Origin of the sequence: Alloiococcus sp. CFN-8 (genome assembly GCF_049943125.1) — a bacterium.
Taxonomy (GTDB): Bacteria; Bacillota; Clostridia; order Clostridiales; family Clostridiaceae; genus JAEXZL01.
Genome location: NZ_CP188040.1, coordinates 263,861 through 290,858 on the forward strand (window position 1 = coordinate 263,861; position 26,998 = coordinate 290,858).

Consider the following 26,998-nt stretch of genomic DNA (forward strand, 5'->3'; position numbering starts at 1 on the left):
TACAATTATATATTTGCATTTATTGTATTTCGTTATCCATCTGTTTAATTTCTGGTTTTATTGCTTGAGCTTTTTTATCATCCTGTTTTTCTCTATTAGCCTTATTTTTATGCTTAGGAGAATTATAGGTCATCCTGAGATTATCTATTCTATTATGCTTTAAACCTTCCACGGTGAATACTACATTCTTCACTGAAATCTGCTCTTTAACCTTTGGCAGCCTTCCAAGTCTTTCAACAATATATCCTCCCAGGGATTCAACATTATTGGATTGAACATTGAGATGGAAATATCTATTAAAATCCTCAAGAGGAACAATCCCCTTGATAGTATAATTAAACTCATCTATCTTATGTATATACTCATCATTTTCATCATATTCATCAGATATATTTCCCATTACTTCTTCAATTAAGTCCTCAAGGGTTAAAATACCAGAGAAGCCACCATACTCATCTACCAATATAGCCATATGTACTTTATTGCTCTTAAGCTCCGTAAAGAGTTTATCAATATTCTTAGTTTCATGAACAAAATAAGCTTCTCTTATAAGCTCTCTAATATTTACTTTGTCAAAGCCTTCTTTTCTGATGCTTCTAAAAAGATCCTTTACATATATAACACCTATGATATTATCTAAATAATCCTCATATACAGGAATTCGTGAATACTGGCTTTCCAGAAGGCTATCAACTATTTCCTCAGTGCTATCTTGAATATCTATCATAAAAACTTCTCTTCTGGGTATCATTATCTGTCTTGCTATTATATCATCGAAGTTAAAAATCCCTTCTAGCATGTTCTTTTCTTCAGTGTTAATCACTCCTGTTTCTTCCCCTGCCTGAATAAGAGCTCTTATCTCTTCTTCCGTGACTCTCTCCTCTAGATTCTCTGAATCAAGACCAAAAAGCCTTACCAAAAGATTAGTAGAACCGGATAATATCTTTATAAAAGGAAGAGCTATCTTTGATGTCCACACCACAGGTCTTATAGCTACCATAGCAATCTTGTCGGCGTTCCGCAAAGCAAGCCTCTTAGGAAAAAGCTCCCCAAAAACTAAGGTAAAATACGATAGAATCAAAGTTACTATTATTAAAGAAATTTGATAGGCATAAGGAACCCTTCCTTCTAAAGTATTCGATAGGCGTCCAGCTATTCCTGTGGCGGCAGAAGCACTGGAAAAAAAGCCTGCCAATGTAATACCTACCTGTATGGTAGACAAGAGCTTTGTGGGTTCCTCTAGCACCCTCTGAAGGAGCTGAGCCTTTACATCCCCCTGGGCAGCTAATATATTTATTCTATTATTATTTATTGAGACAAAAGCCATTTCAGCTGCGGCAAAAAAAGCATTTACAAGAGTCAAAACTGCCACCAATATAAGCTGTGGTACTATACCTTCCAATTAACAACACCTCGCTACAAAATTAAAAATTTTATCATATAAAATCTATTTTTATAAGTGAATAAATTATACCATCATTTTAAAGCTGAGATATATTTTTTCCTCAAGATTAAGGGATTCTTAATCAATAATTCACAAGTATTATACAATCATTAGCTATTATATTTTTATGGGATTTAGTATTTGTTTTATTTCATTTAAAATGTATACTCTAGAACTTACGGACTACACTCAATACTCTTAACAAAATGTTTTCTTGCATAGATTAAAATACTATGGTATAGTAAGTTGTTCAATAGTAAATAATATACATTATTAGTATTTGATAATAAAAAAAGTGAGGTAGTAAATGAATTCAATGAAATTTTATGATTTAGGACTTAACAAGGATATACTAGCAGCCATCGATGATATGGGCTTTGAAGAGCCATCTCAGATTCAAGGGGAGGTTATTCCTGTTATTTTAGAAGGTGTTGATGCTATCGGTCAGGCACAGACAGGTACCGGTAAAACTCTAGCCTTTGGTGCACCAATATTAAGCTTGCTTGACAGAAGAGCTTCAGGAGTAAAGGCAATAATACTCACTCCTACCAGAGAACTTGCTATACAAGTTAATGACGAGCTTGCTCGTATAGCTAAGCACACTAGAATAAGATTACTTCCAGTTTATGGCGGACAACAGATTGATAGACAGATAAGAGCTTTGAGAAACGGAATAGACATAGTAGTTGGAACTCCAGGAAGAATTCTAGACCTTATAAGAAGAAATGTTCTTCATTTAGACAGTATAAAATTCTTAGTTCTTGATGAAGCTGATGAAATGCTTAATATGGGCTTTATTGATGATATTGAAGAGATAATTAAAAGCTCCAACAGCGATAGACAGACTCTTTTATTCTCTGCTACAATGCCTCAGGAGATAAGAAAACTTTCTAAGAGGTACATGAAGGATAACACTAAGCACATATCTATAGTTAAAAGCACTATGACAGTTTCAACTATAGATCAATACTATTTCGAGATAAAGCACAAGGATAGATTTGAGTCTCTCTGCAGAATATTAGATGTTGATGAGCCTTCCAGTGCAATTATCTTCTGTAACACAAAGCGTGGTGTTGATGAGCTTGTAGAATCCCTCCAAAGAAGAGGCTACAACGTAGAAGGTATGCATGGAGATTTAAGCCAGAATCTCAGACTTAACACCTTAAGAAAGTTCAAAGATGGTACAATAGAGTTCTTAGTTGCTACCGATGTAGCTGCTAGAGGTATAGACGTAGAAAATATTTCTCATGTTATAAACTATGATATTCCACAGGATATCGAGTCCTATGTACACAGAATCGGAAGAACAGGAAGAGCCAATAAAACTGGTATTGCTTATTCTCTTGTAACTCCAAGAGAATATATGACCTTAAAGCAGATTGAAAAATACACTAAGAGTAGGATTAAAAGAAAAGAACTACCTACTATAGACGATATTTTCTCTAGCAAGTACAACAATATCATAAATAGGGTTAACGAAACTCTTGCAGCAGAGGAATATAAGAAATTCCTCCCATTAATACAGGAGCTAGACGAGGAATATAATCTTGTTGATGTAGCTGCTGCTCTGATGCAGATGGTTTACAGCAAGGAGATCAGCTTTGAATATACTGAGCACTCCTTAGGTGCAGATAATAATTACGTTAGATTATTCCTCACTGTAGGAAGAATGGATAAGGTTAACGCTAAGAGTATATTACAGTTCTTTAATGATACAGCTAATGTGAGCAAAGACTTAGTTGGAGATATAGATATCATGGAGAAGTTCTCCTTTGTAGATGTCAGTGAAAAGGCATTAGACATGATACTTAAAAAATCCAGCGGCAAAAAGATGGGTAATAGAAAAGTAAAAATAGAAGTATCTAATGGTAAGAAATCTTCTTCACCAAGAAAGAAAAAATAAGCTTCTACATAAATAACCGCCCTGTGTATCTTCTAATGGTACACAGGGCGGTTATTTAATTTACATTGATTCATTTTATAAAAATACGTCAGAGAACTCTATCCTTACCTTTTCATCTATGCTCTTAGTTTTAATAACTCTATCCTCATATAAGGGTTCACCAGAATTTATAATAGGAAGCTTTATTCTAAAATCGCTGCCTACATTCACTTCACTATGAACTGATATAACGCCCTTATGAAGCTCTACTAAGGATTTAACTATACACAGTCCTAGTCCTGAACCCTCTTGATTTCTAGTAAAGGATTTATCAACCTTCATAAATCTACTGAATAAAATCTCAACTTTTTCTTTTGGTATTCCCTTTCCGTTATCCTTCACAGAAATCTCTACCATATCATTGTCCAGAATATAAATATTCACCTCTATATTCCCGGCACCATCTTTTTTATATTTTACAGCATTAGATAATAGATTTAATATAATTCTTTCAATTTTATCTGGATCACAGTATAGTGGAAGCTCCTCCACTTCTGTATCAAATATTATCTCCACGTCGTGATCCTGGATAAATGGAGAAACAGAGGCTACGGTATCCTCTACCAGTGAAATAAAGTCAACCATAACGGGATTTATTCTATAAAAGCCTTCATTTATCCTGCTGGAATCTATTATGTTATTTACAAGCTTTGATATCCTATAGCAATTCTGTTTGATGATGTTATTATAATTAACAATTTTTTCAATAGAACCCTTATCTGAATATAAGCTAATCATTTGAGAAGAGCTGTAAATTACATTAATGGGAGTTCTGAATTCATGAGAAAGATTAGCAAAATACTCCGAATACAATCTTTCATTTTCTTTTGCTTCCTCTAAAGCAGCTGCCATGGACTCTGACTTCTTAACTGCTGTCATATCTGTAAATAATACCATTCTAAAATAACCATTTGAGCTCTCTACAGGAAGGCATGTAAATTCTACGTCCAAAATATTATTATTAAAATCAACTATTTTTTCCGGGAAAGCTATTACGGGATTATCATCCTTGGCTTCACTTACTGCCTTAAGAATCTGATTTAAAGAGGAGTGATGTACTAAAGATTGTACATCCATACCTATCAACGCTTCCGGCGAATCAGCCTTTAGTAGACTTACCATAGAATTATTAACAAATTCTATCCTTCCCTCTTTGCTCAAATAAATCGGTGCAGGTATCTTTTCAATAACTTTCCTATATAATCTTTCTCTCTCTTTAATGAGATTTTGTGAAGCAATTAACTCCAGGTTTTGCTTGTATAACTCTTCGTTCATCATACCAACCGGCTGAAGCAAAGTTTTTCTCAATATAATAGCATATATCATATACATGCCCATGGCTTTAAAATAAAGATACAGGATATATGATATATTATAATGTTGCCAATTAAATATCAAAAAAATCTTTGAATATATGTCAAAAATTAAAGCCATGCCTATATAACATCTAATATCCAGGGAAAAATCACTTTTTCTTAAATGTATAACTATCAGAGCAAGAATATTTAAACAGATTATACTAAACTCACCAACAGTATTAAACCCATAGCTATTAGGAGATAGGAGGAAGGGCATTAAATTGAGCTCAATCATGATTAGTAAAGCTACAGGAATTATAAAAAAATAATAAGTTACCTTTAAAGTATTACAATTTCTATGGCATAAACATATAAAGATCAAAACCGCAAAGGATGCTACATAGCTTTCAGCTATATCAAAGAAATAAGAAATTGAATGATTTGTCCCACCGAAAATGAGTAACTCTTCAGAAAACATAATATGAAACAACTCAAACAGTACCACTACAGAAAAACACACACCTAAAAATCTGAACCATGGATTCTTATTAATGTCAGAGGAACTAATTGTAACGATGGCAATGCTGAATAACAGCAAAACTATTATTATTTCGCTCAGGAAGTGGAACATTTTAATATTATAATTACCTAATAAAAATGAAACAGGGAGTAATGTACCTGCAATAATAACCATTGGTAAATTAAAAATATCAAAAACTTTATTTTTTATCCCTGCATACATTGCTAACTCACCCCAAACATAAACTTATAAGATATTTTCGACAGAATACTTTGAATTCCTTCATAAATTTATGTTTTATAAGATTATCTATACTCTTTATGTACATAAGGTGAATTCATCACATTAAGTAGTGCCACATAATTTAATGAAAAGCTCACTATATCACCAATTTTATAATCTCCTGCCTTTGAAGTAAGCTCCAGAAGCATATGATCGCTGCTTGCACCTAAAATTTCAAGTCCTTCTTCTATGGGAACTAAATCCTCCGGGTGCACATCTTGTCTCCCTAAAGCAATAATAGCCCTTTTAATAATACCCTTGTCCTCAAATTTAGGAACTCTTCCAAAGGCATCACGGCCAACGGTTCCACTGGGAACAGAGTTTTTTTCCTTAATTTCTATAATCTCTCCTTTCAGGATAAAGGCATCATCATGAAGGCCATCAACCTTCTTTCCATAGGCTGTCTCTCTAGCTAAAATAAGTGCTTCTCCCAATCTAATAGAATTAATTCCCCCAGGCATTTTATCCTTAAATATCAGGTGAAGACTGCTGGAGTTTCCTCCTGACACCATGTTAACCTTTACACCTATATTGTCTTGAAGCAAACTCTTTAGCTTTGTAAGAATGCTAAGATTAGCTTCATCAGGAAGCACTCCTCCATAGCAAGTAAGGTTTGCTCCTATTCCTTCTAATATAAGCCCCTGTAAATCATTTACCTTCTCTACTGCCATGGGTATGTCTTCTGGAAGAAATCCTTCTCTTAAATCTCCTAGCTCAACCATAAGTATTACCCTATGTTTTATCCCCCTGGCCAAAGCAGCCTCGGAAAGAGCCTCTAAGGTTGCTGTTTCAGAGTTTAAACTTATATCACAATATTCTACTACCTCCTTAATTTCTGATAGCATTGGAATCCTCACAAGGAGCTTCTCACAGGGAAGCTCCTTGTAATTTATAAAATTCTCCAGGCGAGAATCTCCAATGATCTTTACTCCACCTTTAAGAAGGCTGTTTACTGCTCTGATATCTCCACAAAAAACTTTAGTTATAGCAACAGGCTCGATTCCCTTTTCTTCACAAAAGCTCATAAGCCTCTTGGCATTATCTTGTAACTTTTTTAGGTCTATTTCTATTGCCGGATATCTCATAGTCATATTCTCCTTAATAAACCATTTATATTTAAGTTATCTATACTTACTTGCTTATTCTATCTGCAGCTTTTCTTGAAGCTCCAGGAGAAGCTCTCTCCCCTCTAAATCTTCATTTTCCTCTTCCAGTACACCCTCAATAACCATCAGCTTCTCTGCATCTGAAAAAAATTCAGATTCTATCAAAAACTCATAAAGCCTTCTATGGCCATTACTGGTATTTTTGATTATCTTAAGCTCTAAAAGCTCAATATAACTATCTTCATAGCTGCTATCCAGTTCCACAGCTTTCTCACTGAGCTCCAGTGCCTTATCAATATCTTCAGCAGCAACCAGCCTAGATAATATGTCATAATTACTAGCTCTCGTTGGCTCAACCTCAATAAGCATCTCATAAAGAGCCTTATAGGTATCCCAGTCCTTGAGAAGTCTAGAAAATTTCAATGCACTTCTATAGGGTTCATAGCCTTCAGGATTTTCTTTAATATATGCTACTAAGGCCTTGAGTCTAGTATCTAAAGCTATAAATCCCTGAGTCATGGACGTATCATAGCTTATATACTCCTCATTTCCTACAGATGAGTCTATCATAAAGGATGTAAATTCCTTTTCAAAATCCTTCACACTAATACCTACAGACAGCTTAAAGGCTTCATTAAAGCCTAATCTAGGAACCTCTGAGATAATTTCCTTTAATACTTCCTCCCCTTTTAGATACACTAAGTACTGTATTGTATTTAATACCTGATAATAGGCAGGCTGTCTTGAGGATGTATTGTCCCATTCTTCAAAGCTTTCCATATTCTCAAAGGGTATTATTTCATCACCATAGCTGGTAAAAGCATTTTCTCTTGATGCAATATAAGTTGCTATACCTTCAGAAAACCAGTAGGGAAGAAGAGTTATATCTCCTCCATTATTTTTTAAGAGAGTATCTGTATAGTAATGGGCATATTCATGTCTTAAATTATTTACAAAATAAGAGGAGTTTAAGATATCATAAAAGTAGTCGCTTACAGGATAATTGATTGTGGACTCAAGACTATTAGATTTATAACTGGAGTAAACAGCTGAAGGATAGCTTTCTCCCTGAAACTTTTGACTGAAGATATCATAGCTATAATCAAATTGAAGAACGAGCTCATTAAGTCTTACATCACCTAAAATATTTCTTAAATCCTCTTCCGTGAAATCTATTATTTCCTTCACATAAGGTAATATCATCTTTCCTTCTTCTGTATAAAGGATAGAAATATTATCATATCTCTTTTCTAGAAAATTATCACTATAAGTAACCTCATTCTTAAAATACTCATATAAGTCCTTTACTGTTATGTCCTCCTTGATACTGTAAGTGCTTACATACTTATTAAGCAGTAGCTCTATTCCCATGGTAGCTATAGACTGAGTAGCAAAGGCTAAAAGAATAGATGTTACCAAAGCTACTAGACCTATTTTATCCTGAAATATTAAAAACTTTTTCTTCCTCACAGTTATTCTATAAATCACGGCAATAACAAGTAAGAAGGTAAATATAAGGCTGATGAAAATAGCATTTCCTAAGCCTTCTCTGTTTAAGTTATAGATAATAGCTAAATATAATAAAAGTAAAATTAAATATAATGCCAAAGCACCTAATATATTCTTTGCTATCTTCAAAGAACTCACCTCCTTAGATAAATCTACTAAGTTACATTATACCTTATGTAGTTATATATTAGAAACTGCTCTTTTAAATATATTTAGTTATCTATTCCTTTTATTCTTTAACTTCTATGTCTTTCTCTTTATGCGCCTTCTCCCTTGCCCTTCTCTCCTCTTCTAGCTCCTCTGTAAAACCACTGCTAATTATTCCAGTTGGTACAGCCACAAGACCTATACCTAAAATAGATATTATAGAACCAAGAACTTGTCCCAAAAAAGTCACTGGATATATGTCTCCATAGCCTACAGCCGTTAAAGTCACTATTGCCCACCAGAGCCCAGAGAAACCATTCTTAAAAACCTCTGGCTGAACAGGATTTTCAATATAAAACATTATTACAGACACCATAATCATCAAGACAAAAACTACAAAAAGCGATGACAAGAGCTGATCTTTTTTTCTCCCTATAGCCCTGTTTACAAAGCCTAAAGCATCGGTAAACCTATGTATCTTAAGGATACCAAATATTCTAAGTACTCTTACAAACCTAAAAACCCTTAAATCAATTATAAAGACTGTAGCTAAATAAAAGGGAAGAAAAGCCAACAAATCTATTATTGCAATAAAAGATATCATGTACTTCAATCTAGAAGCTATAGGGTTTTTATAGGGATATAATATATCTGCTGTATAAAATCTCAGAATATATTCAATGGTAAATATAATTACTACTGCTATTTCAATTGTGTTAATTATTCTTTTTCCTATTGGACTAATGTTGTTAAAGGTCTCTGCAAACATAACTATAACACTTAAAATTATTACCGATGCCAGAATATAGTTAAACACCTTCTCAGCGGCAGTATCCTCTGAATTTACATCTATGATTTTAAATATTTTCTTCTTTATTATGTTAATTTCCACTCTTTCACCTCAGACTTTTTACAAATTTAACTTAATCAAATTATAAAGATAACTTATTTTGTTATTTTTAAACTTCAGCATTAAATTTTTATATTGTAATTCTCTTTAATCTTACTATTTCTATCGAATAAAAACATTTATAAAAAGGTAATATTTTGTTAATACACTGTAAATTTATGGCGATTGATAATGATATATAATTTATATAAGATTATAACTTAAAAGGGAGGACTTAATATGCAAAATAATGCAATAGTATATTGTGAGGGATTGTTTGGCGAGAGTGATGGAAAAGTAGCCAATGGTTTGGTAAGGTTTTCAGAAAAGTATAAAATACTTGGAATAATCGATAGTACAAAGGCCGGATTAGATGCTGGTGAATATCTCGATGGTGTAAAAAATTACATACCTATATACAAAGATATACAAGATGCTTTAGTAAACATAAAAGAAGCTCCTAAATACTTTATTATTGGAGCTGCTCTTGCAGAAAGCTATATTCCAGATAATTTCATGAAAGCCATAAAAGAAGCTATGACTGCAGGCATGTCAATAGTAAATGGTCTACCTATATATCTAACAGATAATGATAGCTTAAACAACTTAGCCCTAGAGTCAGAGGTTGCTATCTATGACATCCGAAAACCTAAGCCTGTGACAGAGCTTAAGCTTTTTTCAGGAGCTATTGAGAAGGTTACCTGCCCAGTAGTAGCTGTGCTTGGCTTAGACTGTGCCATAGGCAAAAGAACCACCTGTATGGAGTTAGTTAATAGTCTAAAAGCTCAGGGCTTAAAAGCAGCCTTTGTTGCCACAGGACAAACTGGTATACTTCAAGGTGCTAAATATGGAGTTCCTATAGATGTGATAAATTCCCAGTATGTAGTGGGTGAAATTGAAGCTTCAGTAGTAGAGGCTTTCGAAACTGAAAACCCTGATATTATATTAATTGAAGGGCAGAGCTCTGTTAGTCACGAAGCCTATCTTTCTTCCTATGGTATAATAAAAGGAGGAAGGCCTGATGCCTTTATTCTTCAATATGCACCAAAAAGAAAACAAAGGGTAGACTTTGAATTTATTGATGTTCCTACTACAAAAAGTGAGATTGAGCTTATTGAATTTTTATCTAAAAAACCAGTAATTGCTCTTACTATTAATCATGAGAATATGCTTCCTACAGAGGTAGCTTCAGAAATAAAGAAAGCAGAGCTAAAGCATAAGCTTCCTGTAGAGGATGTACTTTTAAATAGTCCTAAGAAGATAACAAACACTATTATAAAAACCTTTAATCTAAATAAAAAGCTTTCGGCAGTATAATCAATGTATAAGAAGTACGCATTTCTATGAAGGATTTTAGAATAATTTATTATAAATAAGAGGACTAGATTATAAAAAATTTTATACTGAGTCCTCTTTTTATACTTTATATTTTCTCAAACTCTATAGCTCAAGTTATTTTTTTAGCTCCCTGCTTCCAGGCTTGATGTAGGGGATTCCCTCTCTGCATAAAGGACAATCCTCTTCTAAGTAGCTTGAAATCTCAAGCTTTACAGCACTATATACTGGCAGAGGTGAGCTTCCCGTGCTTCTATCAACAATACAACCTATTCCAACCACCTGTGCCCCAAAGCTTTCTATTACCTTAGCTGTTTCTAGGGAGGACTTTCCTGTGGTCACTACATCCTCAGCTATCAGTACTCTTTGTCCCTTTTTAATCTCAAAGCCTCTTCTTAGAGCCATTTCACCGTTAACTCTCTCTGTAAATAAAGCTGCTTTTCCTGTCTGCCTTCCCAGCTCATAAGCCACAATTATACCTCCCATGGCAGGGCCTACAACTAAATCAAAGGGCACACCCTTTAAGTTTTCCTTTAAAATAGCTATTACCCTTTCAGCCTGATCAGGATACTGCAGAAGTCTTGCACATTGGCAGTATCTATCACTGTGCCTTCCTGAGGAAAGGAGAAAGTGCCCCTCTAATAAAGCTCCACAGGCTTTTAAAATATCTATAACATTGCTTTCTACCATCAAATATCCCTCCAAATAATTGTTTTATTCATATATAAGCTTGAGCAAAATAATCAATTTATTCTTATATAAGCTTGATCAGCTATAAAATGCAGCCCCTTATTTCCTCCAGGCTCTTTATTCTTTCTCTTTCCATAAAGCTTTTAATCCCCTCTATTATGTCTATACAGGCATAGGGGTTCATAAAGTTAGCAGTGCCTACCTGTACTGCCGTAGCCCCTGCCATAATAAATTCAACAGCATCCTGCCAGGTAGTAATACCTCCCATACCGATTACCGGTACATCTACATTTTTAACTACCTCATATACCATTCTTAAGGCTATGGGCTTAATAGCTGGCCCCGATAAGCCTGCAGTGACGTTATTAAATACTGGCTTTCTCTTGGTTATGTCAATGGCCATGGCATTAAAGGTATTAACAAGGGATAATCCATCAGCTCCTGCTGCGCAGCACCTTTCTGACATTGCCACTATATTTTCAGCATTGGGTGATAGCTTTACTATAAGAGGCTTCTTACAAACTCCTTTAACCTGCCTAACAACCTCATAAGCCACCTCTTCTTTTATTCCAAAGGCCATTCCTCCCTGCTTAACATTTGGGCAGGATATGTTAAGCTCCAGCATCTGAATATCTGCACCGCTGAGAAGCTCTGCTCCCCTGACATAATCCTCTAAGGTTCCCCCGCCCATATTTGCGATTATTGCTGTAGAAAGCTTTTTCATATTCTCTAATTCGTGAGTGATAAAATGTTCTACACCTGGATTCTGAAGTCCTATACTATTTAAAAGCCCTGACTTAGTTTCATAAATTCGTATCCCTTCATTTCCTTCCTTTTTATTTATCGTAAGCCCTTTGCAGCTTATCCCGCCTAGCTCAGAAGGATTATAAAAGCTCCTAAACTCTTCTCCGAAGCCATAGGTTCCTGAAGCCGCAATTACCGGATTTTTAAGCTTAACACCACAGACAGTTACCTCAAGCATATCTTCAACTCCTACTATCTAATATTAAATCTTCTCCCTTAAATACGGGGCCATCAACACAGCTTCTTTTATTTCCCATGTTGGTTTTGCAGGTGCATCCGAAGCAGGCTCCTAGACCGCAAGCCATTCTTTTTTCAGTAGATATTAAGCTTCTCACCTTTAATTCCCTACAAAGGTTCACCACCTTATTCATCATCACTTCAGGTCCACAGCATAAAACCGTATCATAAGAAGCCAAATCTAATCCATCGGTTACATATCCTCTTCTTCCACTGCTCCCATCCTCTGTGGTTATGGTAAGCTTTTGGACATTTTTTTCAATATTTGATAGACCATAAACTTCTTTTCTGAAGCCTGCATAAACCTCAATAGAAGTAACCTTTTTATTTTCCTTAAGCTTATAAACCACCTCTTCAAAGGGTGCAATACCTATGCCTCCAGCTACTATAGCTATTTTCCCTTGAAGCTCCTCTACGGGAAAGCCATTGCCTAAGGGTCCCATAACCCTTAGCTCTTCTCCAGGAGAAAGCTTCCTTATAAGCTCTGTCCCTCTACCCACTAGCTGATATAAAAAATAATATTCATCGCCTATTACTCTGTGGAGGCTGATTGGCCTTGAAAGGAGTGGTTCCTCCTCCCAGGCTCTCACCATAAAAAACTGTCCTGGAGCAGCATTGAAGCTTCCTTTAACACATATTTTGAAAACTCCTTCTGCAATCTCCTTATTCTCAATAACCCTGCAGGATTGATAGCTCGCCTTTCCCATGTTAACACCTCCAGATAATAATCTATAGCCTGCTTAATATTTCATCCCTCATTCTTATAGCCTCTTCCCTTGCACATTCCTCAAAAGTCTTGCCACCTTCAGGATTATCCTTATAGGCTAATAAAATTTTTCTTGAGGAATTTACTACTCCTCCATTTCCATCTCTTAAATATAAAGCCACATCTTCAGCTTTACCCCCTTGAGCTCCATAGCCCGGTATAAGGAAAAACATATTATCTAGCTCATCTCTAAGCTTCTTTCCTTCTTCTCTGTGGGTACAGCCCACAACTCCCCCTATAGGACCATAGCCACAGCTTCCTTTTAGAGATTCATTAAGCACATTTACCTTTGCCCCTACAGCCTCATATACTCTTCTTCCCTCTTTATCTTCAATATACTGTATATCCTTTGCTCCAGGATTTGAAGTTCTGATGAGTATAAAGGCTCCCTTGTTTTTATTTTTGAAATAAGGAAGGAAGGGCTCTAAGGTGTCCAGACCCATATAGGGATTTAAGGTGATGAAATCGCACTGAAAATCCCCTTCAAAATGAGCTTTTGCATACATTTCTGCTGTTTTAGCTATATCTCCCCTTTTTACATCCCCTATAAGAATAACATCCTTTTCTCTAATATAGTCTAAAGTTCTTTTATAGGCACTGAGCCCCTGGAGGCCTAAGGCTTCATAGTAAGCTATCTGTACCTTATAGGTCGCAACTACATCCCAGGTAGCATCGATGATTCTCTTATTAAAGGCTACTAGCGCCTCTTCCATGGAGGTGTATTTATTGAAAAAGTCCTCTGGAATATAAGATATATCCGTATCTAACCCTAAGGTTACATGTCCTCTCTTCTGCACTCTTTCATATAGCTTATCAATTATCACTGCAGCCACTCTCCCTTGAATATACTATCCTGCCTTCTTTTATAGTCTTAAGTATTTCCCCATACACCTTATAGCCTTTAAATGGGGTATTCTTACCCTTAGAATAAAAGCCTTCTGGATTGATTGTATACTCCTTATCTAAATCTACTAGAACTAAATCCCCGTGAAAGCCCAGTGCAACTCTGCCTTTTTGAAACCCTACTATTTCAGCTGGCCTTTTAGATAGTAGCTCTGATAATCTGTTTAGAGTAATATGTCCACCTTTAACAAGCTCTGTATAGCACAGGGAAAAAGCAGTTTCTAACCCTGTAAGCCCCGGTGCTCCTTGTTCCTTATCTTCTCTTGTGTGAGGGGCGTGATCCGTTGCTATTGCGTCCACATAGCCATCCTTTATGGCTTTTATGATAGCTTGCCTATCTTCTTCCTCTCTTATTGGAGGGTTTACTCTATAATCATTTACTTCCTTATTTAGAACCAGGTGATGAGGAGTTACCTCAAAGGTTATTCCGCTTCCTCTCCTTTTACTTTCTATACAGTACTCAATGGCTTCCTTGGTGCTCACATGGGCCAGATGAAGCTTGCAGCCGGTAAACTCCGCCAGGGCTATGTTCCTCCAGGTCATAAAATTTTCAGCAAGTCTCATATCTACGCTGGAGAGGCTGTGGTCTTCACAATGACACATAACAGTGATATTCTTTTTCTTTGCCTTTGCCATGGCATCCAGCATCACCTTAGAATCCATTACTTCCTTCCCATCCTCCGTAATAATTCTTACGGCAGAGGTGATTTCATCGAGATGGTCTAAGGATTCTCCATCAAAGCCTTGAGTTATTGATACACACTGATGAACATCTATAAGTGTGTATTTTTTTGCTTTTTCTAGAACATAGTTCACCGTTTCCATGGAGCTAACCACAGGCTTTGTATTTGCCATCAAGTTAACTGCTGTAAAGCCACCCCTTACTGCAGCCCTGCTTCCTGTTAGAATATCCTCCTTATAAGTAAAGCCAGGATCTCTAAAATGTACATGAGTGTCTATGAAGGAAGGCATCAAAGTTTTCCCTTCGGCATCTAAGACCTTACAATCCTTAGTGAGGGAATAGCCAATTTCTTTTATAATTCCATCTTCTATATAAATATCTCCCGTAAAGCTTTGAGAGTAGTCCACAATTTTTGCATTTTTGATAAGTAAATTCATATCACTCACCCCTTTTTAAATATGCTCGTAAGAATTATCACAGTACTCGCATCGATATTCTCCTGTACTATCATCCACTAGGTAAAAGCGGTGAGTGATATTTGCTTCTGTGGAGCTGACGCAGCGTGGATTTTTACACTTAATAACATCTTTAATTTTCGCAGGAAGCTTAAGCTTAGTCTTTTTTACTATATTCTCTTCTTCCACTACATTTATGGTTATGTTAGGATCAATAAAGCCTAACACTGTATAATCTATCTTTATATTACTTTCCACCTTGATAATATCCTTTGTTCCCAGCTTGTTGCTGTTAGCATTCATAATAAGAGCAACTGTAAAATCCGCTTTATCAAGTCCAAGATAATTAAAAAGCTTTATTCCTACTCCTGCTTTGATATGATCTATTACAATACCGTTTTTGATACTATTTATCTCTAACATTATTATGCCACCCCCAAAAGCTTTGCTATCAAGGCCATCCTTGCATACATACCGTATTTAGCTTGTTTAAAGTAATAGGCTCTAGGATCTTTATCTATTTCATATGCAATTTCGTTAACTCTGGGCAGGGGGTGAAGCACTATAATATCCTTTTTAGAATTTCTCAGCTTATTACCATCAAGGATGAAGCGATCCTTCAGTCTTATATAGTCCTCTTCATTAAAGAACCTTTCCTTCTGAACCCTAGTCATGTAAAGTATATCTAATTCTTCTATGACATTTTCTATTTCTTCTACTTCCAAATATTCTATATTATTTTTTTCTAAGGATTCTTTAATCACATAGTCAGGAGCTCTAAGCTCTTTCGGTGATATTAAAATAAATTTATTATTGGGATATCTTGATAAGGCTTTTACAAGGGAATGAACGGTTCGACCAAATTTTAGGTCTCCACAAAGGCCTATCCTATGATTTGATAGGCTTCCCTTTGCCATTAGAATGGTTAAAAGATCTGTTAAGGTTTGAGTGGGATGCTGATGACCTCCGTCTCCAGCATTAATAACAGGAATTTCTGAGTGCATAGAAGCGACCCTAGGTGCTCCTTCTTTAGGATGTCTCATAACTGCTATATCAGCATAGCAGCCTATGGTTCTTATAGTGTCTGCAATGCTCTCTCCTTTTGATACTGAGCTAGAGTTTGGCTCTGAAAAGCCTATAACCCTTCCTCCTAATCTCAGCATAGCAGCTTCAAAGCTAAATCTTGTCCTAGTGCTTGGTTCATAAAACAAAGCAGCCAGAAGCTTGCCCTCACAAAGTCTATGGTACTTTTCAGGAGCTTCCATAATCTCCTTGGCGAGGTCAAATATTTCTTGGATTTCGTCTTTAGTAAAATCCATCGGATCAATAAGGTGTCTTCCTTTTAACATAATAGTCCTCCTTCTTAGTCTCTCAGTACTAGATTAAAGGTGATTTTTACATATAAAAAACGCCTTCCTAAAGGAAGGCGTAATTATCCTGATAAGCTTAATTATAAATTATCTACGCGTTCCTTTAAACCTCACAGGGTTTATTAAAGGTATTTTCTTAATATTATCATAGATCATATTTCAAGTCAACAAAGGTCAGACCTGTATGCCTATTTCTTTTCCCAGGCTATAAGAACAATATCTTTTCCCGTTTCGCTTTTAAACTTATGTTCTAGGTCAGTTAGCCTTTCTTTATCCTTATTATCAATATTTGCTATCTCAAAACCTTCTTTATTTGAGTATCCAGTGGCCATAGCAATCCCTCCTTCTCCTTTTAGTTTCTACTAATCAGAGGTTATTATACTTTACAAATATATTCTTCATAGTTGCTTTATTCACTCATAAAATATAATTTTCACAAAATTATTTTTATTTATAAAAAAGCTATTTACTTTATCAAATTAACGTGTTACTATAATAACGTGATATTAATAATTGAGAAGGAGCATATGATATGAAAAAGATAATAATTACAGCAATCTCTATGATAACTACTCTGACATTATTAGCAGGTTGCTCAGGAAACAGTGATAAAAATAATGGACAGGACTCTGAAAAAAACACTTTGACCGTAGGCTTTGATCAAAATTTTCCACCCTATGGTTATGTTGGTGACGATGGAGAATTTACAGGCTTTGATATAGACTTAGCCAAAGAAGCTGCAAAAAGAATGGATCTAGAGCTTACGCTTCAGCCAATCGATTGGGATTCAAAGGATTTAGAGCTTTCCTCAAAGGCAATAGATTGCATCTGGAATGGCTTTACTATCAATGGCCGTGAGGACGATTATACTTGGACAGTCCCATATATGGACAACAGCCAGGTTTTTGTAGTTAAGACTTCTTCCAATATAACCACCTTTGATGACCTAAAAGGAAAGATAGTTACTGCTCAGGCAGACTCTGCAGCGCTTCACGCTTTAGAAGAAGATGATTACAAAGAGTTGACCGCTTCTTTTAAGGAATTAGTGACTAGAGCGGATTATAACACAGCATTTATGGAGTTGGAGGCTGGATCAATAGATGCCATAGCTATGGATATAGGTGTTGCTAAGTATCAGATAGAAGGAAAAGAAGATGAATATATAATTTTAGAAGAGCCTATAGTAGAAGAACAATATGGAGTAGGCTTCCTCCTTGGTAATACAGAGCTGAGAGACAAGGTACAAGCTACTCTCGAAGAAATGGTAGAGGATGGTACCTTCAGCAAAATCTCCAATGACTGGTTTGGCTACGATGTTGGTATTATAGGAAAACAATAAGCTAAGGGTAAATAAAAGGTCTTCCGCTCCCTTTCTGGAGTGGAGGCTTTATTGCGTTTTATTATAACTTTAGTAACAATACTATACAAGCTAGTAATCGCCTATATAACTAGTATTATTAGTTCTTAAGAAAGGAGCAGCACAATGTCACTAGAAGTAATGCTAAAGCAGCTCAGCCAGGGAATGGTTACCTCCATAGAGATTTTCACCTTAACTCTTGTATTATCCCTTCCCTTAGGGCTGGTAGTTGCCCTAGGAAGAATTTCAAAAATAAAGCCTTTAAATATATTTATGAGGATATATATTTCTATAATGAGAGGAACTCCTCTTATGCTTCAGCTATTGGTAGTATACTTTAGTCCCTACTATGTTTTTAATATACCCATTACCCATAATTATAGAATGTATGCCGTTATAATTGCCTTCGTTTTAAATTATGCAGCCTATTTTGGAGAAATATATAGAGGAGGAATTGAATCTATACCTAAGGGTCAGTACGAAGCGGCTAAGGTACTTGGCTATTCTAAATCTCAAACCTTTATAAAAATTGTACTACCACAGGTTATAAAAAGGGTTATTCCTTCTGTAACCAACGAGGTAATAACACTAATCAAGGATACCTCCCTTGCCTTTTCCATAGCTGTATCAGAGATGTTTACTGTAGCTAAGGCCATCGCTGCCTCTGAAAAGACAATGGTTTCCTTCGCCGCAGCAGGATTATTTTATTATGTCTTCAACTTTATCGTAGCAGTGATAATGGAGTCAATAGAAAAGAAGTTAAACTACTATAAATAGCATAAGGAGTTAACCTATGGAAGTATTAAGAATAAATAATATAAAAAAATCCTTTGATGGTCAAATGGTATTAAAAGATATTTCTCTTTCAATAAACAAAGGGGAAGTGGTATCAATAATAGGTCCTTCTGGCTCTGGAAAATCCACTCTGCTCAGATGTGCTACCTTACTAGAGAAAATGGACAAAGGTGAACTAATCTACTTAAATGAAAAAATAGTAGAAGATAAAGATGGAATAGCGACTTACGCTCCTGACCGTAAGCTCCGGGAAGTAAAAAGCATCTTTGGACTGGTTTTTCAAAATTTCAACCTCTTCCCTCATTATTCAGTAATGAAAAATATCATTGATGCCCCAATTACAGTTCAAAAAAGAAATAAGGATGAAGTTATAAAGGATGCAGTAAAGCTTCTAGAAAAAATGGGACTTCAGGATAAAAAGGATGCCTATCCCTATCAGCTATCAGGGGGCCAGCAGCAGAGAGTATCCATAGCTAGAGCCCTGGCTCTAAACCCAGAAATACTCTTCTTCGACGAACCCACCTCTGCCCTAGATCCAGAGCTTACAGGAGAAATCCTCAAGGTAATCCGAAGCCTAGCAGAGGAAGACATGACCATGGTCATAGTAACCCACGAAATAGAATTTGCCAGAAAGGTCTCCGACCGCGTCATCTTCATGGCCGACGGCCTCATCGTAGAAGAAGGCCCCCCCTCAGAAATAATAGACAACCCACAGAACCCCCGAACCAAGGCCTTCCTCTCCCGCCTAGAGCGATAAATGTCGAAAACCGTAATGTGGATGGCACCATAGAAGTGAGAAAGTGTTCGCATTTAGCATAGCACATATAAAAAGTAAAAGCAGTCATACTGTATTTGTATGACTGCTTTTTGCTATTTAGTCTATTTCTGTTAAGGCCTTAAGCTTGTGACTTAAAGAATTTATCACCTTTACATTATTATTTATATCCATGAGTTGATTATTTTGATTTTCAATGGTGGCCATTACCTCCTCAATAGAAGCAGAGTTTTCTTCTGAAATACTCACCATGCTTTCTATTTGCTGCTGTGATCCTATAAAATGCTCTGCAACGGCACTGATTTCTTTCATTCCTTTATTTATCTCCATGTCTGTGGTAATAATCCCCTCTTTGATATCCTTAAAGGTTTCCACTATATCCTCTATATATCTTTGTCCTTCCTTTGCAGCCTTCTCACCATTGTTTACCTTATAAGAAACTTCCCTGGACTTTTCGAAAATATTATTGGTAACGAAATTAATATTGTTCACAATTCCCTCACTCTGCTCTGCAAGCTTTCTTACCTCTTCTGCAACCACGGCAAATCCCTTCCCCTGTTCTCCAGCTCTTGCGGATTCTATAGACGCATTTAGGGCTAATAAATTTGTCTGAGAGGCAATATCCTTTATACCCTGAAGAAGTTCATTAACCTGCTCCATGGAATCCTGCAGCTCATTAACTGTGGTGGAAGCAGCATTTACCGCTTCATTAATTATACCCATCTGAGCCTTAACATCATAAATCTTCTCTGATCCTTCTTCAGCTTTCTTAGTCATAGTGGCAGACATCTCCGCTATCCCTTGAGATATTTTCTCCGATTCCCTGACCCTTTGAAGAGAAATAATCATACCCTCATTTATTTCATTAATACTGGAAGACTCAGTCTGTACTGCAGAAGCCATTTCATTCATAGCTTCATTAATACTATCACTTCCTTGAGATAATACTTGCATATTATTGTAGGTTGATGAAATAGTGCTATTTAAACCCAAGGCTTCTTTTTCAACTTCCAGAAAAATATCCTTCATTTTATTTAGTAGACTGGTTGCTTCCTCTTCCTTGCTCCTAACTTCACCGAAGAGCTCACTATTCCATACTGATAAAAGATAAATTAGCACTAATATCCCATCTAATACTGCTAATATAGATACAAAGGTAAAAGGATTTGTAAGGTTTAATAATTTAATTGGATTAATTAAATAAAGTAGTATGTACATAAAATTCAAGGTAATTCCATGAGCCACAATAAGCTTTTTATCAGAATATAAGGCTATCATAAATACTGTTGCCAGAAGGACATAATGCCTCGTTAAGGAATAAGCATATATATATAATAGAAGCATCATAGCTAGAGCTGGTATAAAGGCAAACAAGAACGCCTTAATCCTTTTATTTATTGGCAAGAAATAATTAGCAACAACTAAAGCTATAATTGCAATCATAGCTATAAGAGACTCTATATCTTCCCATATTCCTTTTAATAATAAAATCTGTCCCCCTATCAGTATTACTAATAGTATAGTTAATATTAAATTTACCTTATTGGCCTTATTAAAGTAATCTCTTCCTGTCTCTTCCATTTTAAGCCCTCACTCTCTAATTACTATAAAGCTAATATTTTTGTTATCTTAAGGCAGTAATTTAATTATCGTACTTGCACTCAGCTACTTAACAGGAAAAAGATAATTTTTTAACAATTCTATCATTTATTCAAATAATCTATTTTGCTATTAAAAAGCATAAAAACAGGAGGTATCATTACTATCATACCTCCTGTTTTTATGCTTCTCTTTTCTATTATAGGAACCCTTTCCTTTTTTAGCTTTTGTTACTCCCTTGCCTTGATTTATTGCCTGTAGATGTTCATGGATATTATCCAGCTTAACAGGGATATAGCCACCTTGAATTTTTATACTTTTCATAGGTATCCTCCTCATAAGATATTCTTATTTCATATAATTATTATACAGCAAATGGTGATTTATTACAAATAACAGGCCCTTAAAGCTTAAAGTACATGGATTACACTTTCTTTAAATATACAAAGGTAAACATCATATCAGTGTCTTATCTTCATAATATCCACATAACTATTTTGTATAATTTGGAAATAATGAACAAAATTAATTAAAGTGCTAAGTGTTTAGCTAATGAGATTATGATGCTTTTAAATTTCGGGGATTAGTTTAAAGACGGAGGTAATATGATGAGTGTAAAAAAACAGACAGTGAAGGTCTATGAAATGACCTGTGGTTCTTGTGAAAATGCCGTTGAAAGGTCTATAAAAAAACTTAAGGGAGTATCTAACTCTAAAGCAAGCTATAAAAAGGAGCAGGTTTCTGTAGAGTATAATGATGGTGAATGTAGCCTAGCAGAAATTAAAGATGCAATAAAAAAAGCTGGCTACTCTTTAGAAGCTCCTAAGGATTATAGGTTTATAGGAATATTGTTAATACTGGCGGTAATACTCCTTCTTAACCTTCAGGCAAGGGGAATTGATATGAATGGAATGCTGCAAAACGCTTCCTACGGAGTTTTATTTATTATAGGGTTATTTACCTCTATCCATTGTGTGGGAATGTGTGGAGGTATCATGCTGTCACAAAGCTTGACCATAGGTAGCAAGAATAATAAAGAGGCCCTGAAGCCTTCTATCTTATATAATGCAGGTCGTGTAATTGCTTATACCCTCCTTGGAAGTGTTATCGGTGCTGTAGGCTCAGTGTTTTCACTTTCTATCATGGCTCAGGCAGGGATTCAAATATTAGCTGGTTTCTTTATGATTATAATGGGCTTTAATCTAGCAGGCTTTAAGCTCTTCAGAGGAATTAATCTAAAGCTTCCTAAAAGCTCCTGCAAGGAAAAAGACAATGGTAAATCACCCTTTATAGTAGGCCTCCTCAATGGCTTTATGCCCTGTGGCCCTCTTCAGACTATGCAGCTTTTTGCCTTAGGTACAGGAAGTGCTGTCCAGGGAGCCCTATCAATGTTTATCTTCGCCTTAGGTACAGTGCCTCTTATGCTGGTCTTTGGTGCCCTATCAAGCTTTCTCAGTAAGGGCTATACTAAAAAAATACTTAAGGTCAGCGGCGTTTTAGTTATAGTATTAGGCCTTATAATGGGAAACAGAGGCTTTGCTTTAGCAGGTATCAATATCAATCCACTCACCGCAATAGCTCAGGAGCTAATGCCCGGCAGCAATAGCGATAATGTAGATGAAAATGTAGCAAAGGCAATCATTGAAAATGGAGTTCAAACTATCCGTGTCACTGCAGACAACAGAGGCTACAGTCCTAGCACCGTTTATGTACAGAAAGGAATTCCTGTTAAATGGATAATAGAAGGCAAAGAACTGAACTCCTGCAACAATGCTATAGTTGCTAATTCCATAGAGCTACAACTTAGGCTAGAAAAGGGGGATAATATTGTAGAGTTCACCCCTGGGGATAAAGACATCAATTATAGCTGCTGGATGGGCATGATCCGTGGAGTAATTAAGGTAGTAGATGATTTAGGTAGTGAGGAATTAGTTGCAGACCCCTCTGTAGGTGGTTCAACGAGAGACTCATGCTGTGCCATACCTTCTAGCGGAGAGGCTCCTATAGAGGATAATACAAGCATTTACGGCAATGATATATCAATAATACCTACTGAGGTAATAGTTAACAAAGCCGCCTTATCACAAAATGAGTTTATTGGAAGCTTCCAGGCTATAGGTTATGATTTGAAGCCTTTGATATTAGTATCAGAAAGCAGCGCTCCTACTAAAGTTACCATGGACCTACAGGGCTCGAAATTTGGTACTGGAGAATTTACTATAATAGATAGTGTAACAGGAGAAGTAGTTTATACCTTCCAGGGAGATCTGAATATTAAGGAGCTGCAGCTGCCATCCCTAAAAGCAGGTGGCTACTTGATAATTAAGGATTCTGCCCTCATAGGTGTAATTGAAATAGTAGACAGCTTAGAGGCAGCAGATTTAGATGAAATCAGATATAAATATATAGATTAATGTAGAAGAGAGAGACCCTTAAGTATTTTAGAGTCTCTCTCTTTTTTATCTACAAAAACACAATTTATATGGCTAAGAAATCGTTAATCCACTTAGACATATCAATGAATCATTGCTATTTATTAATCATTGATATTTACTAGCTTGAAGATTAAATAATGAAGCATATTCCCTATTGAGATTCATCAGTTCACCATGGCTACCAACCTCACTGACCCTTCCATCCTCCAAGTAAATAATTGTATCACTAAAGCGACAGCTGGAAAGTCTATGGGAGATAAAAATAGCCAATTTATTCTCCGTTATGGATCTAAAATGCTGATAGACCTGTTCCTCTGCTATAGGATCTAGGGATGCAGTTGGTTCATCTAATATCAATAATGAACCATCCCCATAGATACTACGGCCAATAACTAGCTTTTGTTCTTGACCCTTTGAAAGGCTAATGGCACTATCATCTTCATCCTCATCAGATAGCTTTGTATCTATGCCCTTGGGGAATTTATGCAGTTCCTTTGAAAGCTCTGACTGTTCTATGGCACATTCAAACCTGGCTTCATTAAACTCACTATCGAAAACTATATTTTCTCTCAGTGAATAATGGAAGGTTTTAAAATCCTGAAATATTATAGAAAGCTGTTTTAAATAGGACTTTTCTTCATATTTATTTATATTAACTCCATTGACTAAAATTTCTCCAGATTGGGGTTCATATAGCCGCGAAAGGAGTTTAATAATAGTTGTTTTGCCACTTCCATTACGACCAACTATAGAGAGATTCTTACAATTCTCCAGTTTGAAGCTGCACCCCTTGAGTACATCCTCCTCCGTTTTTGGATATCTAAAATACACATTTCTAAACTCAACAGATTTAATTTCCTTATCAAGAAATAGATTTCCTGAATATCTTTGCCCCTTAAGCATATCATAAAATTCAACAAGAGGTCTGAGATATATCAATTGCTGATTTAACAATAATAGCTCTGATAAAAAAACATTTATCTGATCGTTAAAATTAACAGCTGCATTAATTAATAGTATAAATATTGCACTACTAATTGATGCTGAAGTAACCCTAACTATTAAATAACTATATATAAAAATCATCAAAAATACAGATAATATTTGATTTATAAGAGCCCTATACTCTCGAGACTGATAAAGTACCTTTGAGGCTTTAACAATATAATCATAGAGCTTACTTAGTTTTTCAACAAAGAAAGGTTGTGCTTTATATATTCTAACATCTTTTGCTATTTCTGGGTTTCGCATTGTCCTTAAGTAATATACATATTCACTGTTATTCCTTGCATTGTTTTGTGCCAGTTTCGCCTCATTTCTGATCATTACCCTACTCAAGCTAAAACCTAAAACTGCAAGTATAATTGATACCACCATAAGTAACGGTTCGTATATAAGAAGTATTGATAAAACACTTACCAATAATATTGTTGAATGAAACAAATTAGGAATTGCTCTAAATATTCTATCAACAGAACCTAGCGTAGTTATTGGAAATAATGCTTCTTCCTTTTTTGAAATAAATTCAGAATCCTCTATTTGAGAGAATGGCACCTCCATTATTTTTTTACTGATATCTTTTAAGAGTAATTGAGAAAATTTTGATTCCATAAGAAAAACATTCCGATTCAATAATTTTTTCAATATCCTTAGGGCTAAAAGCAAAACTAAAATACACATAATATAGATGATTAATTGATTATAGGAATAATTATTTGAAACCATAGATATTATAATTGATGGTATATACATAGCCAATAAAATATCTATCGTCATGAAAATTGAATTAATTCCCTGAATTATATAGAGCTTTGGTTGAAATTCTTTTATTAACATTAAGAAGAATTTTAGTGTTTTATATTTTTCTCTCATAGGGCTTCCTCTTTCTGATAGTATTTTGCCTGCATTTTAAATAATTCTGCATATCTCCCATCCTTCTCAAGAAGCTCCCTATGTGATCCTTTTTCTGATATAGTTTCATCCTCAATCAATAAAATTTCATCACAAAACTGCGTACTGGCCAATCTATGGGATACAAATAAAACCGTTTGTTCCCTCATATTAGTCTCCACCTGATGATAAAACTCATATTCGGCAACTGCATCCAGGGCACTTGTAGGCTCATCTAATATATAAACTGAACGCTTTGAAGCAAAGGCTCTGGCAGTAGCAAACTTCTGAGCTTGTCCACCAGATAAATTCAACCCATCTTGATGTAAATAACGGGTCATATAAGTGGAATCTAGCTTAGCTTTTTCAAATCTATCCTCTTCAAGTCCAGCATCTTTTATTGCTTGCAGCAATGTCTCATCGTCAATATCACTACCGAATGTCATGTTATCACGTATAGTAAAGGGAAATATATTAATTTCTTGAAATACTGGTGCAAAGAGCTGAAAATAATCATTCAATTTATATTCGTTAATATCAATGCCATTTAAGGTTATCTTCCCTTCTGTAGGCTTATACAATCTTAGGAGCAGTTTTAACAGTGTTGTCTTCCCCACACCGTTTAACCCTACAATTGCTATTTTACTTCCTTTTTTGATGGTGAAATCCAAGTTTTTATATATCCATTTTTCACTATTGGGGTATTTAAAGGATACATCCTCAAAGCTGATACTCCATGAGCTACTTCCATCGATAGGAATTCCTTCATTGCATTGTTTTGGAATGTCTATGAATTCTAACATCCTCTTATAATTATCATGTTTGGATAATATCTGTTTTATATTATCGGCTCCGGTGAACAAAGCTCTATTTAACTGAGAAATCATTAGACTATATGAAGCAAATTCACCTATGCCTATATCCTTACGGAAATACATTGTAATTAGGAATATATAAATTAAACTATCACGAATAAACTGATAAACATCATCAAGAATACCTGGAATCATGAGGGTTGTTTCATTTTTTCTAAATAGCTTATTTAGCTTATCATTGAGAACTGATAGCTTATTTTGAAGCCAGTTCTGCAGCTGAAATACACGAATTTCTTTTCCATAGGCCACATCCACTGCTATATCATCCAAATACCATTGTTCTCTATTAAGAGTAATCGCCTTATTCCACTCATCATCAACTTTATTGGCAGCTTTTATTGAAAGAACGGTATATATAAAAAACCATGCCAGTATCATCATAGATATCCCAAGCTCTATCCTAAATATGATTCCTATAGCTACAAACAATACACCTAAATTTCCAAATAGCTGAGCTATGTTTGTGTAAAAAGCCTGTATACCATCAATGGAATTAACAGGACGCATAATTTGCCAAACATTACTTTGGTTTTTAGGATTATCGTATTCTTCAAAGGGTATTGAAATGTACTGCTCTGATATTTTAAGTAAATAATGATAGCGTATTGTAAGTCCGATTGGGCTATAAAGAACTTTACTAAAGGAGGATAAAAATGCAGAAATTAATAATACAGAAAAAAGTATTATTAGTTTTTGAATATCAATTTCTAATAAATCAATCATATCCAATACAATCTTTGGAAGTTGTATTATGCAATAACTAAAGGTGCTTGTCCCTATAAAACTTAAAAATAAATAGAGAAAATATTTTTTTTCAATCTTCCATGCGGTTTTCATAAATGCAGCAAAATTACTAGCAAATTGTTTCATCTCCCCACCCCCATAAATAATAG

23 protein-coding genes are annotated in these 26,998 nt (G+C 35.4%); 6 read left to right on the forward strand and 17 right to left on the reverse strand.

What is annotated here, in order from left to right; translation table 11 throughout:
- Positions 1–19: 19 nt before the first annotated feature.
- Positions 20–1,402 (reverse strand): hemolysin family protein, encoded by a 1,383-nt coding sequence (locus ACPWSR_RS01315; RefSeq protein WP_426349892.1) that lies wholly within the window; start codon positions 1,400–1,402, stop codon positions 20–22.
- Between the two features lie 349 nt (positions 1,403–1,751).
- Here ACPWSR_RS01315 and ACPWSR_RS01320 point away from each other — a divergent pair, with 349 nt between their 5' ends.
- Entirely contained in the window at positions 1,752–3,347 is a 1,596-nt protein-coding gene (locus tag ACPWSR_RS01320) for a DEAD/DEAH box helicase (protein ID WP_426349893.1), read from the forward strand.
- A gap of 75 nt (positions 3,348–3,422) precedes the next feature.
- Here ACPWSR_RS01320 and ACPWSR_RS01325 read toward each other — a convergent pair whose 3' ends face one another.
- The 4 genes from ACPWSR_RS01325 to ACPWSR_RS01340 all read right to left on the reverse strand — a co-directional run bounded on the left by ACPWSR_RS01325 (position 3,423) and on the right by ACPWSR_RS01340 (position 9,140).
- On the reverse strand, positions 3,423–5,426 hold the full coding sequence (locus ACPWSR_RS01325) for an MASE3 domain-containing sensor histidine kinase (protein ID WP_426349894.1): 2,004 nt from the start codon (positions 5,424–5,426) through the stop codon (positions 3,423–3,425).
- An 83-nt stretch (positions 5,427–5,509) separates the two neighbouring features.
- Positions 5,510–6,571 carry an alanine/ornithine racemase family PLP-dependent enzyme gene (locus ACPWSR_RS01330; protein ID WP_426349895.1) on the reverse strand — a complete coding sequence of 354 codons (1,062 nt, stop codon included), beginning with the start codon at positions 6,569–6,571 and terminating at the stop codon, positions 5,510–5,512.
- A gap of 54 nt (positions 6,572–6,625) precedes the next feature.
- Positions 6,626–8,230 carry a tetratricopeptide repeat protein gene (locus ACPWSR_RS01335; RefSeq protein WP_426349896.1) on the reverse strand — a complete coding sequence of 535 codons (1,605 nt, stop codon included), beginning with the start codon at positions 8,228–8,230 and terminating at the stop codon, positions 6,626–6,628.
- Positions 8,231–8,330: 100 nt separating this feature from the next.
- Entirely contained in the window at positions 8,331–9,140 is an 810-nt protein-coding gene (locus ACPWSR_RS01340) for an ion transporter (RefSeq protein ID WP_426349897.1), read from the reverse strand.
- Positions 9,141–9,377: 237 nt separating this feature from the next.
- On the opposite strand from ACPWSR_RS01340, the gene ACPWSR_RS01345 reads away from it, so the two are divergent.
- Positions 9,378–10,454 (forward strand): DUF1611 domain-containing protein, encoded by a 1,077-nt coding sequence (locus tag ACPWSR_RS01345; RefSeq protein ID WP_426349898.1) that lies wholly within the window; start codon positions 9,378–9,380, stop codon positions 10,452–10,454.
- A 135-nt stretch (positions 10,455–10,589) separates the two neighbouring features.
- On the opposite strand, the gene pyrE is transcribed toward ACPWSR_RS01345, so the two are convergent.
- From pyrE to ACPWSR_RS01385, 8 genes are all read right to left on the reverse strand, one after another.
- Positions 10,590–11,162: an orotate phosphoribosyltransferase gene (pyrE, locus tag ACPWSR_RS01350; protein ID WP_426349899.1), complete on the reverse strand. Its 573-nt coding sequence runs from the start codon at positions 11,160–11,162 to the stop codon at positions 10,590–10,592.
- Positions 11,163–11,244: 82 nt separating this feature from the next.
- Complete coding sequence (locus tag ACPWSR_RS01355) at positions 11,245–12,144, reverse strand: dihydroorotate dehydrogenase (RefSeq protein WP_426349900.1); 900 nt, start codon at positions 12,142–12,144, stop codon at positions 11,245–11,247.
- Positions 12,145–12,148: 4 nt separating this feature from the next.
- Positions 12,149–12,910, reverse strand: a complete 762-nt coding sequence (locus tag ACPWSR_RS01360; RefSeq protein WP_426349901.1) for a dihydroorotate dehydrogenase electron transfer subunit — start codon at positions 12,908–12,910, stop codon at positions 12,149–12,151.
- A gap of 22 nt (positions 12,911–12,932) precedes the next feature.
- Positions 12,933–13,793 (reverse strand): orotidine-5'-phosphate decarboxylase, encoded by an 861-nt coding sequence (pyrF, locus tag ACPWSR_RS01365; protein ID WP_426349902.1) that lies wholly within the window; start codon positions 13,791–13,793, stop codon positions 12,933–12,935.
- Complete coding sequence (locus tag ACPWSR_RS01370; RefSeq protein ID WP_426349903.1) at positions 13,783–14,991, reverse strand: dihydroorotase; 1,209 nt, start codon at positions 14,989–14,991, stop codon at positions 13,783–13,785. Before ACPWSR_RS01370 ends, pyrF begins: the two co-directional genes overlap by 11 nt.
- A 15-nt stretch (positions 14,992–15,006) precedes the next feature.
- Positions 15,007–15,432, reverse strand: coding sequence for an aspartate carbamoyltransferase regulatory subunit (locus ACPWSR_RS01375; RefSeq protein WP_426349904.1), 426 nt, complete (start codon positions 15,430–15,432; stop codon positions 15,007–15,009).
- 2 nt (positions 15,433–15,434) lie between these two features.
- Positions 15,435–16,358, reverse strand: a complete 924-nt coding sequence (pyrB, locus tag ACPWSR_RS01380; protein WP_426349905.1) for an aspartate carbamoyltransferase — start codon at positions 16,356–16,358, stop codon at positions 15,435–15,437.
- 209 nt (positions 16,359–16,567) lie between these two features.
- The gene (locus ACPWSR_RS01385; protein ID WP_426349906.1) at positions 16,568–16,711 is read right to left on the reverse strand and encodes a hypothetical protein; all 144 of its coding nucleotides are present in this window, start codon (positions 16,709–16,711) and stop codon (positions 16,568–16,570) included.
- Between the two features lie 200 nt (positions 16,712–16,911).
- Here ACPWSR_RS01385 and ACPWSR_RS01390 point away from each other — a divergent pair, with 200 nt between their 5' ends.
- From ACPWSR_RS01390 to ACPWSR_RS01400, 3 genes are all read left to right on the forward strand, one after another.
- Positions 16,912–17,718 carry an amino acid ABC transporter substrate-binding protein gene (locus tag ACPWSR_RS01390; RefSeq protein WP_426349907.1) on the forward strand — a complete coding sequence of 269 codons (807 nt, stop codon included), beginning with the start codon at positions 16,912–16,914 and terminating at the stop codon, positions 17,716–17,718.
- 144 nt (positions 17,719–17,862) lie between these two features.
- A complete protein-coding gene (locus ACPWSR_RS01395) occupies positions 17,863–18,513 on the forward strand; it encodes an amino acid ABC transporter permease (protein ID WP_426349908.1) in 651 nt (216 codons plus the stop codon).
- Between the two features lie 16 nt (positions 18,514–18,529).
- On the forward strand, positions 18,530–19,288 hold the full coding sequence (locus tag ACPWSR_RS01400; RefSeq protein WP_426349909.1) for an amino acid ABC transporter ATP-binding protein: 759 nt from the start codon (positions 18,530–18,532) through the stop codon (positions 19,286–19,288).
- Between the two features lie 117 nt (positions 19,289–19,405).
- Here the strand turns inward: ACPWSR_RS01400 and ACPWSR_RS01405 are convergent, their stop codons facing one another.
- Positions 19,406–20,887, reverse strand: a complete 1,482-nt coding sequence (locus tag ACPWSR_RS01405) for a methyl-accepting chemotaxis protein (RefSeq protein ID WP_426349910.1) — start codon at positions 20,885–20,887, stop codon at positions 19,406–19,408.
- Positions 20,888–21,037: 150 nt separating this feature from the next.
- A complete protein-coding gene (locus ACPWSR_RS01410) occupies positions 21,038–21,229 on the reverse strand; it encodes a hypothetical protein (protein ID WP_426349911.1) in 192 nt (63 codons plus the stop codon).
- A 284-nt stretch (positions 21,230–21,513) separates the two neighbouring features.
- On the opposite strand from ACPWSR_RS01410, the gene ACPWSR_RS01415 reads away from it, so the two are divergent.
- Positions 21,514–23,319 carry a sulfite exporter TauE/SafE family protein gene (locus tag ACPWSR_RS01415; RefSeq protein WP_426349912.1) on the forward strand — a complete coding sequence of 602 codons (1,806 nt, stop codon included), beginning with the start codon at positions 21,514–21,516 and terminating at the stop codon, positions 23,317–23,319.
- A 126-nt stretch (positions 23,320–23,445) separates the two neighbouring features.
- Here ACPWSR_RS01415 and ACPWSR_RS01420 read toward each other — a convergent pair whose 3' ends face one another.
- Positions 23,446–24,951, reverse strand: a complete 1,506-nt coding sequence (locus ACPWSR_RS01420; RefSeq protein ID WP_426349913.1) for an ATP-binding cassette domain-containing protein — start codon at positions 24,949–24,951, stop codon at positions 23,446–23,448.
- 257 nt (positions 24,952–25,208) lie between these two features.
- A complete protein-coding gene (locus ACPWSR_RS01425) occupies positions 25,209–26,975 on the reverse strand; it encodes an ABC transporter ATP-binding protein (protein ID WP_426349914.1) in 1,767 nt (588 codons plus the stop codon).
- Between the last annotated feature and the right edge of the window lie 23 nt (positions 26,976–26,998).

Bases quoted from the DNA above. Each gene is read 5' to 3' on its own strand.
- ACPWSR_RS01385 (WP_426349906.1), bottom strand. From the start codon at position 16,711: ATGGCCACTGGATACTCAAATAAAGAAGGTTTTGAGATAGCAAATATT.
- ACPWSR_RS01405 (WP_426349910.1), bottom strand. From the start codon at position 20,887: ATGGAAGAGACAGGAAGAGATTACTTTAATAAGGCCAATAAGGTAAAT.
- pyrB (WP_426349905.1), bottom strand. From the start codon at position 16,358: ATGTTAAAAGGAAGACACCTTATTGATCCGATGGATTTTACTAAAGAC.
- ACPWSR_RS01415 (WP_426349912.1), top strand. From the start codon at position 21,514: ATGAGTGTAAAAAAACAGACAGTGAAGGTCTATGAAATGACCTGTGGT.
- ACPWSR_RS01400 (WP_426349909.1), top strand. From the start codon at position 18,530: ATGGAAGTATTAAGAATAAATAATATAAAAAAATCCTTTGATGGTCAA.
- ACPWSR_RS01325 (WP_426349894.1), bottom strand. From the start codon at position 5,426: ATGTATGCAGGGATAAAAAATAAAGTTTTTGATATTTTTAATTTACCA.
- ACPWSR_RS01425 (WP_426349914.1), bottom strand. From the start codon at position 26,975: ATGAAACAATTTGCTAGTAATTTTGCTGCATTTATGAAAACCGCATGG.
- ACPWSR_RS01395 (WP_426349908.1), top strand. From the start codon at position 17,863: ATGTCACTAGAAGTAATGCTAAAGCAGCTCAGCCAGGGAATGGTTACC.
- ACPWSR_RS01370 (WP_426349903.1), bottom strand. From the start codon at position 14,991: ATGAATTTACTTATCAAAAATGCAAAAATTGTGGACTACTCTCAAAGC.
- ACPWSR_RS01420 (WP_426349913.1), bottom strand. From the start codon at position 24,951: ATGGAATCAAAATTTTCTCAATTACTCTTAAAAGATATCAGTAAAAAA.
- pyrE (WP_426349899.1), bottom strand. From the start codon at position 11,162: ATGGTAGAAAGCAATGTTATAGATATTTTAAAAGCCTGTGGAGCTTTA.
- ACPWSR_RS01320 (WP_426349893.1), top strand. From the start codon at position 1,752: ATGAATTCAATGAAATTTTATGATTTAGGACTTAACAAGGATATACTA.
- ACPWSR_RS01410 (WP_426349911.1), bottom strand. From the start codon at position 21,229: ATGAAAAGTATAAAAATTCAAGGTGGCTATATCCCTGTTAAGCTGGAT.
- ACPWSR_RS01345 (WP_426349898.1), top strand. From the start codon at position 9,378: ATGCAAAATAATGCAATAGTATATTGTGAGGGATTGTTTGGCGAGAGT.
- ACPWSR_RS01390 (WP_426349907.1), top strand. From the start codon at position 16,912: ATGAAAAAGATAATAATTACAGCAATCTCTATGATAACTACTCTGACA.
- ACPWSR_RS01360 (WP_426349901.1), bottom strand. From the start codon at position 12,910: ATGGGAAAGGCGAGCTATCAATCCTGCAGGGTTATTGAGAATAAGGAG.
- ACPWSR_RS01375 (WP_426349904.1), bottom strand. From the start codon at position 15,432: ATGTTAGAGATAAATAGTATCAAAAACGGTATTGTAATAGATCATATC.
- ACPWSR_RS01355 (WP_426349900.1), bottom strand. From the start codon at position 12,144: ATGCTTGAGGTAACTGTCTGTGGTGTTAAGCTTAAAAATCCGGTAATT.
- ACPWSR_RS01330 (WP_426349895.1), bottom strand. From the start codon at position 6,571: ATGAGATATCCGGCAATAGAAATAGACCTAAAAAAGTTACAAGATAAT.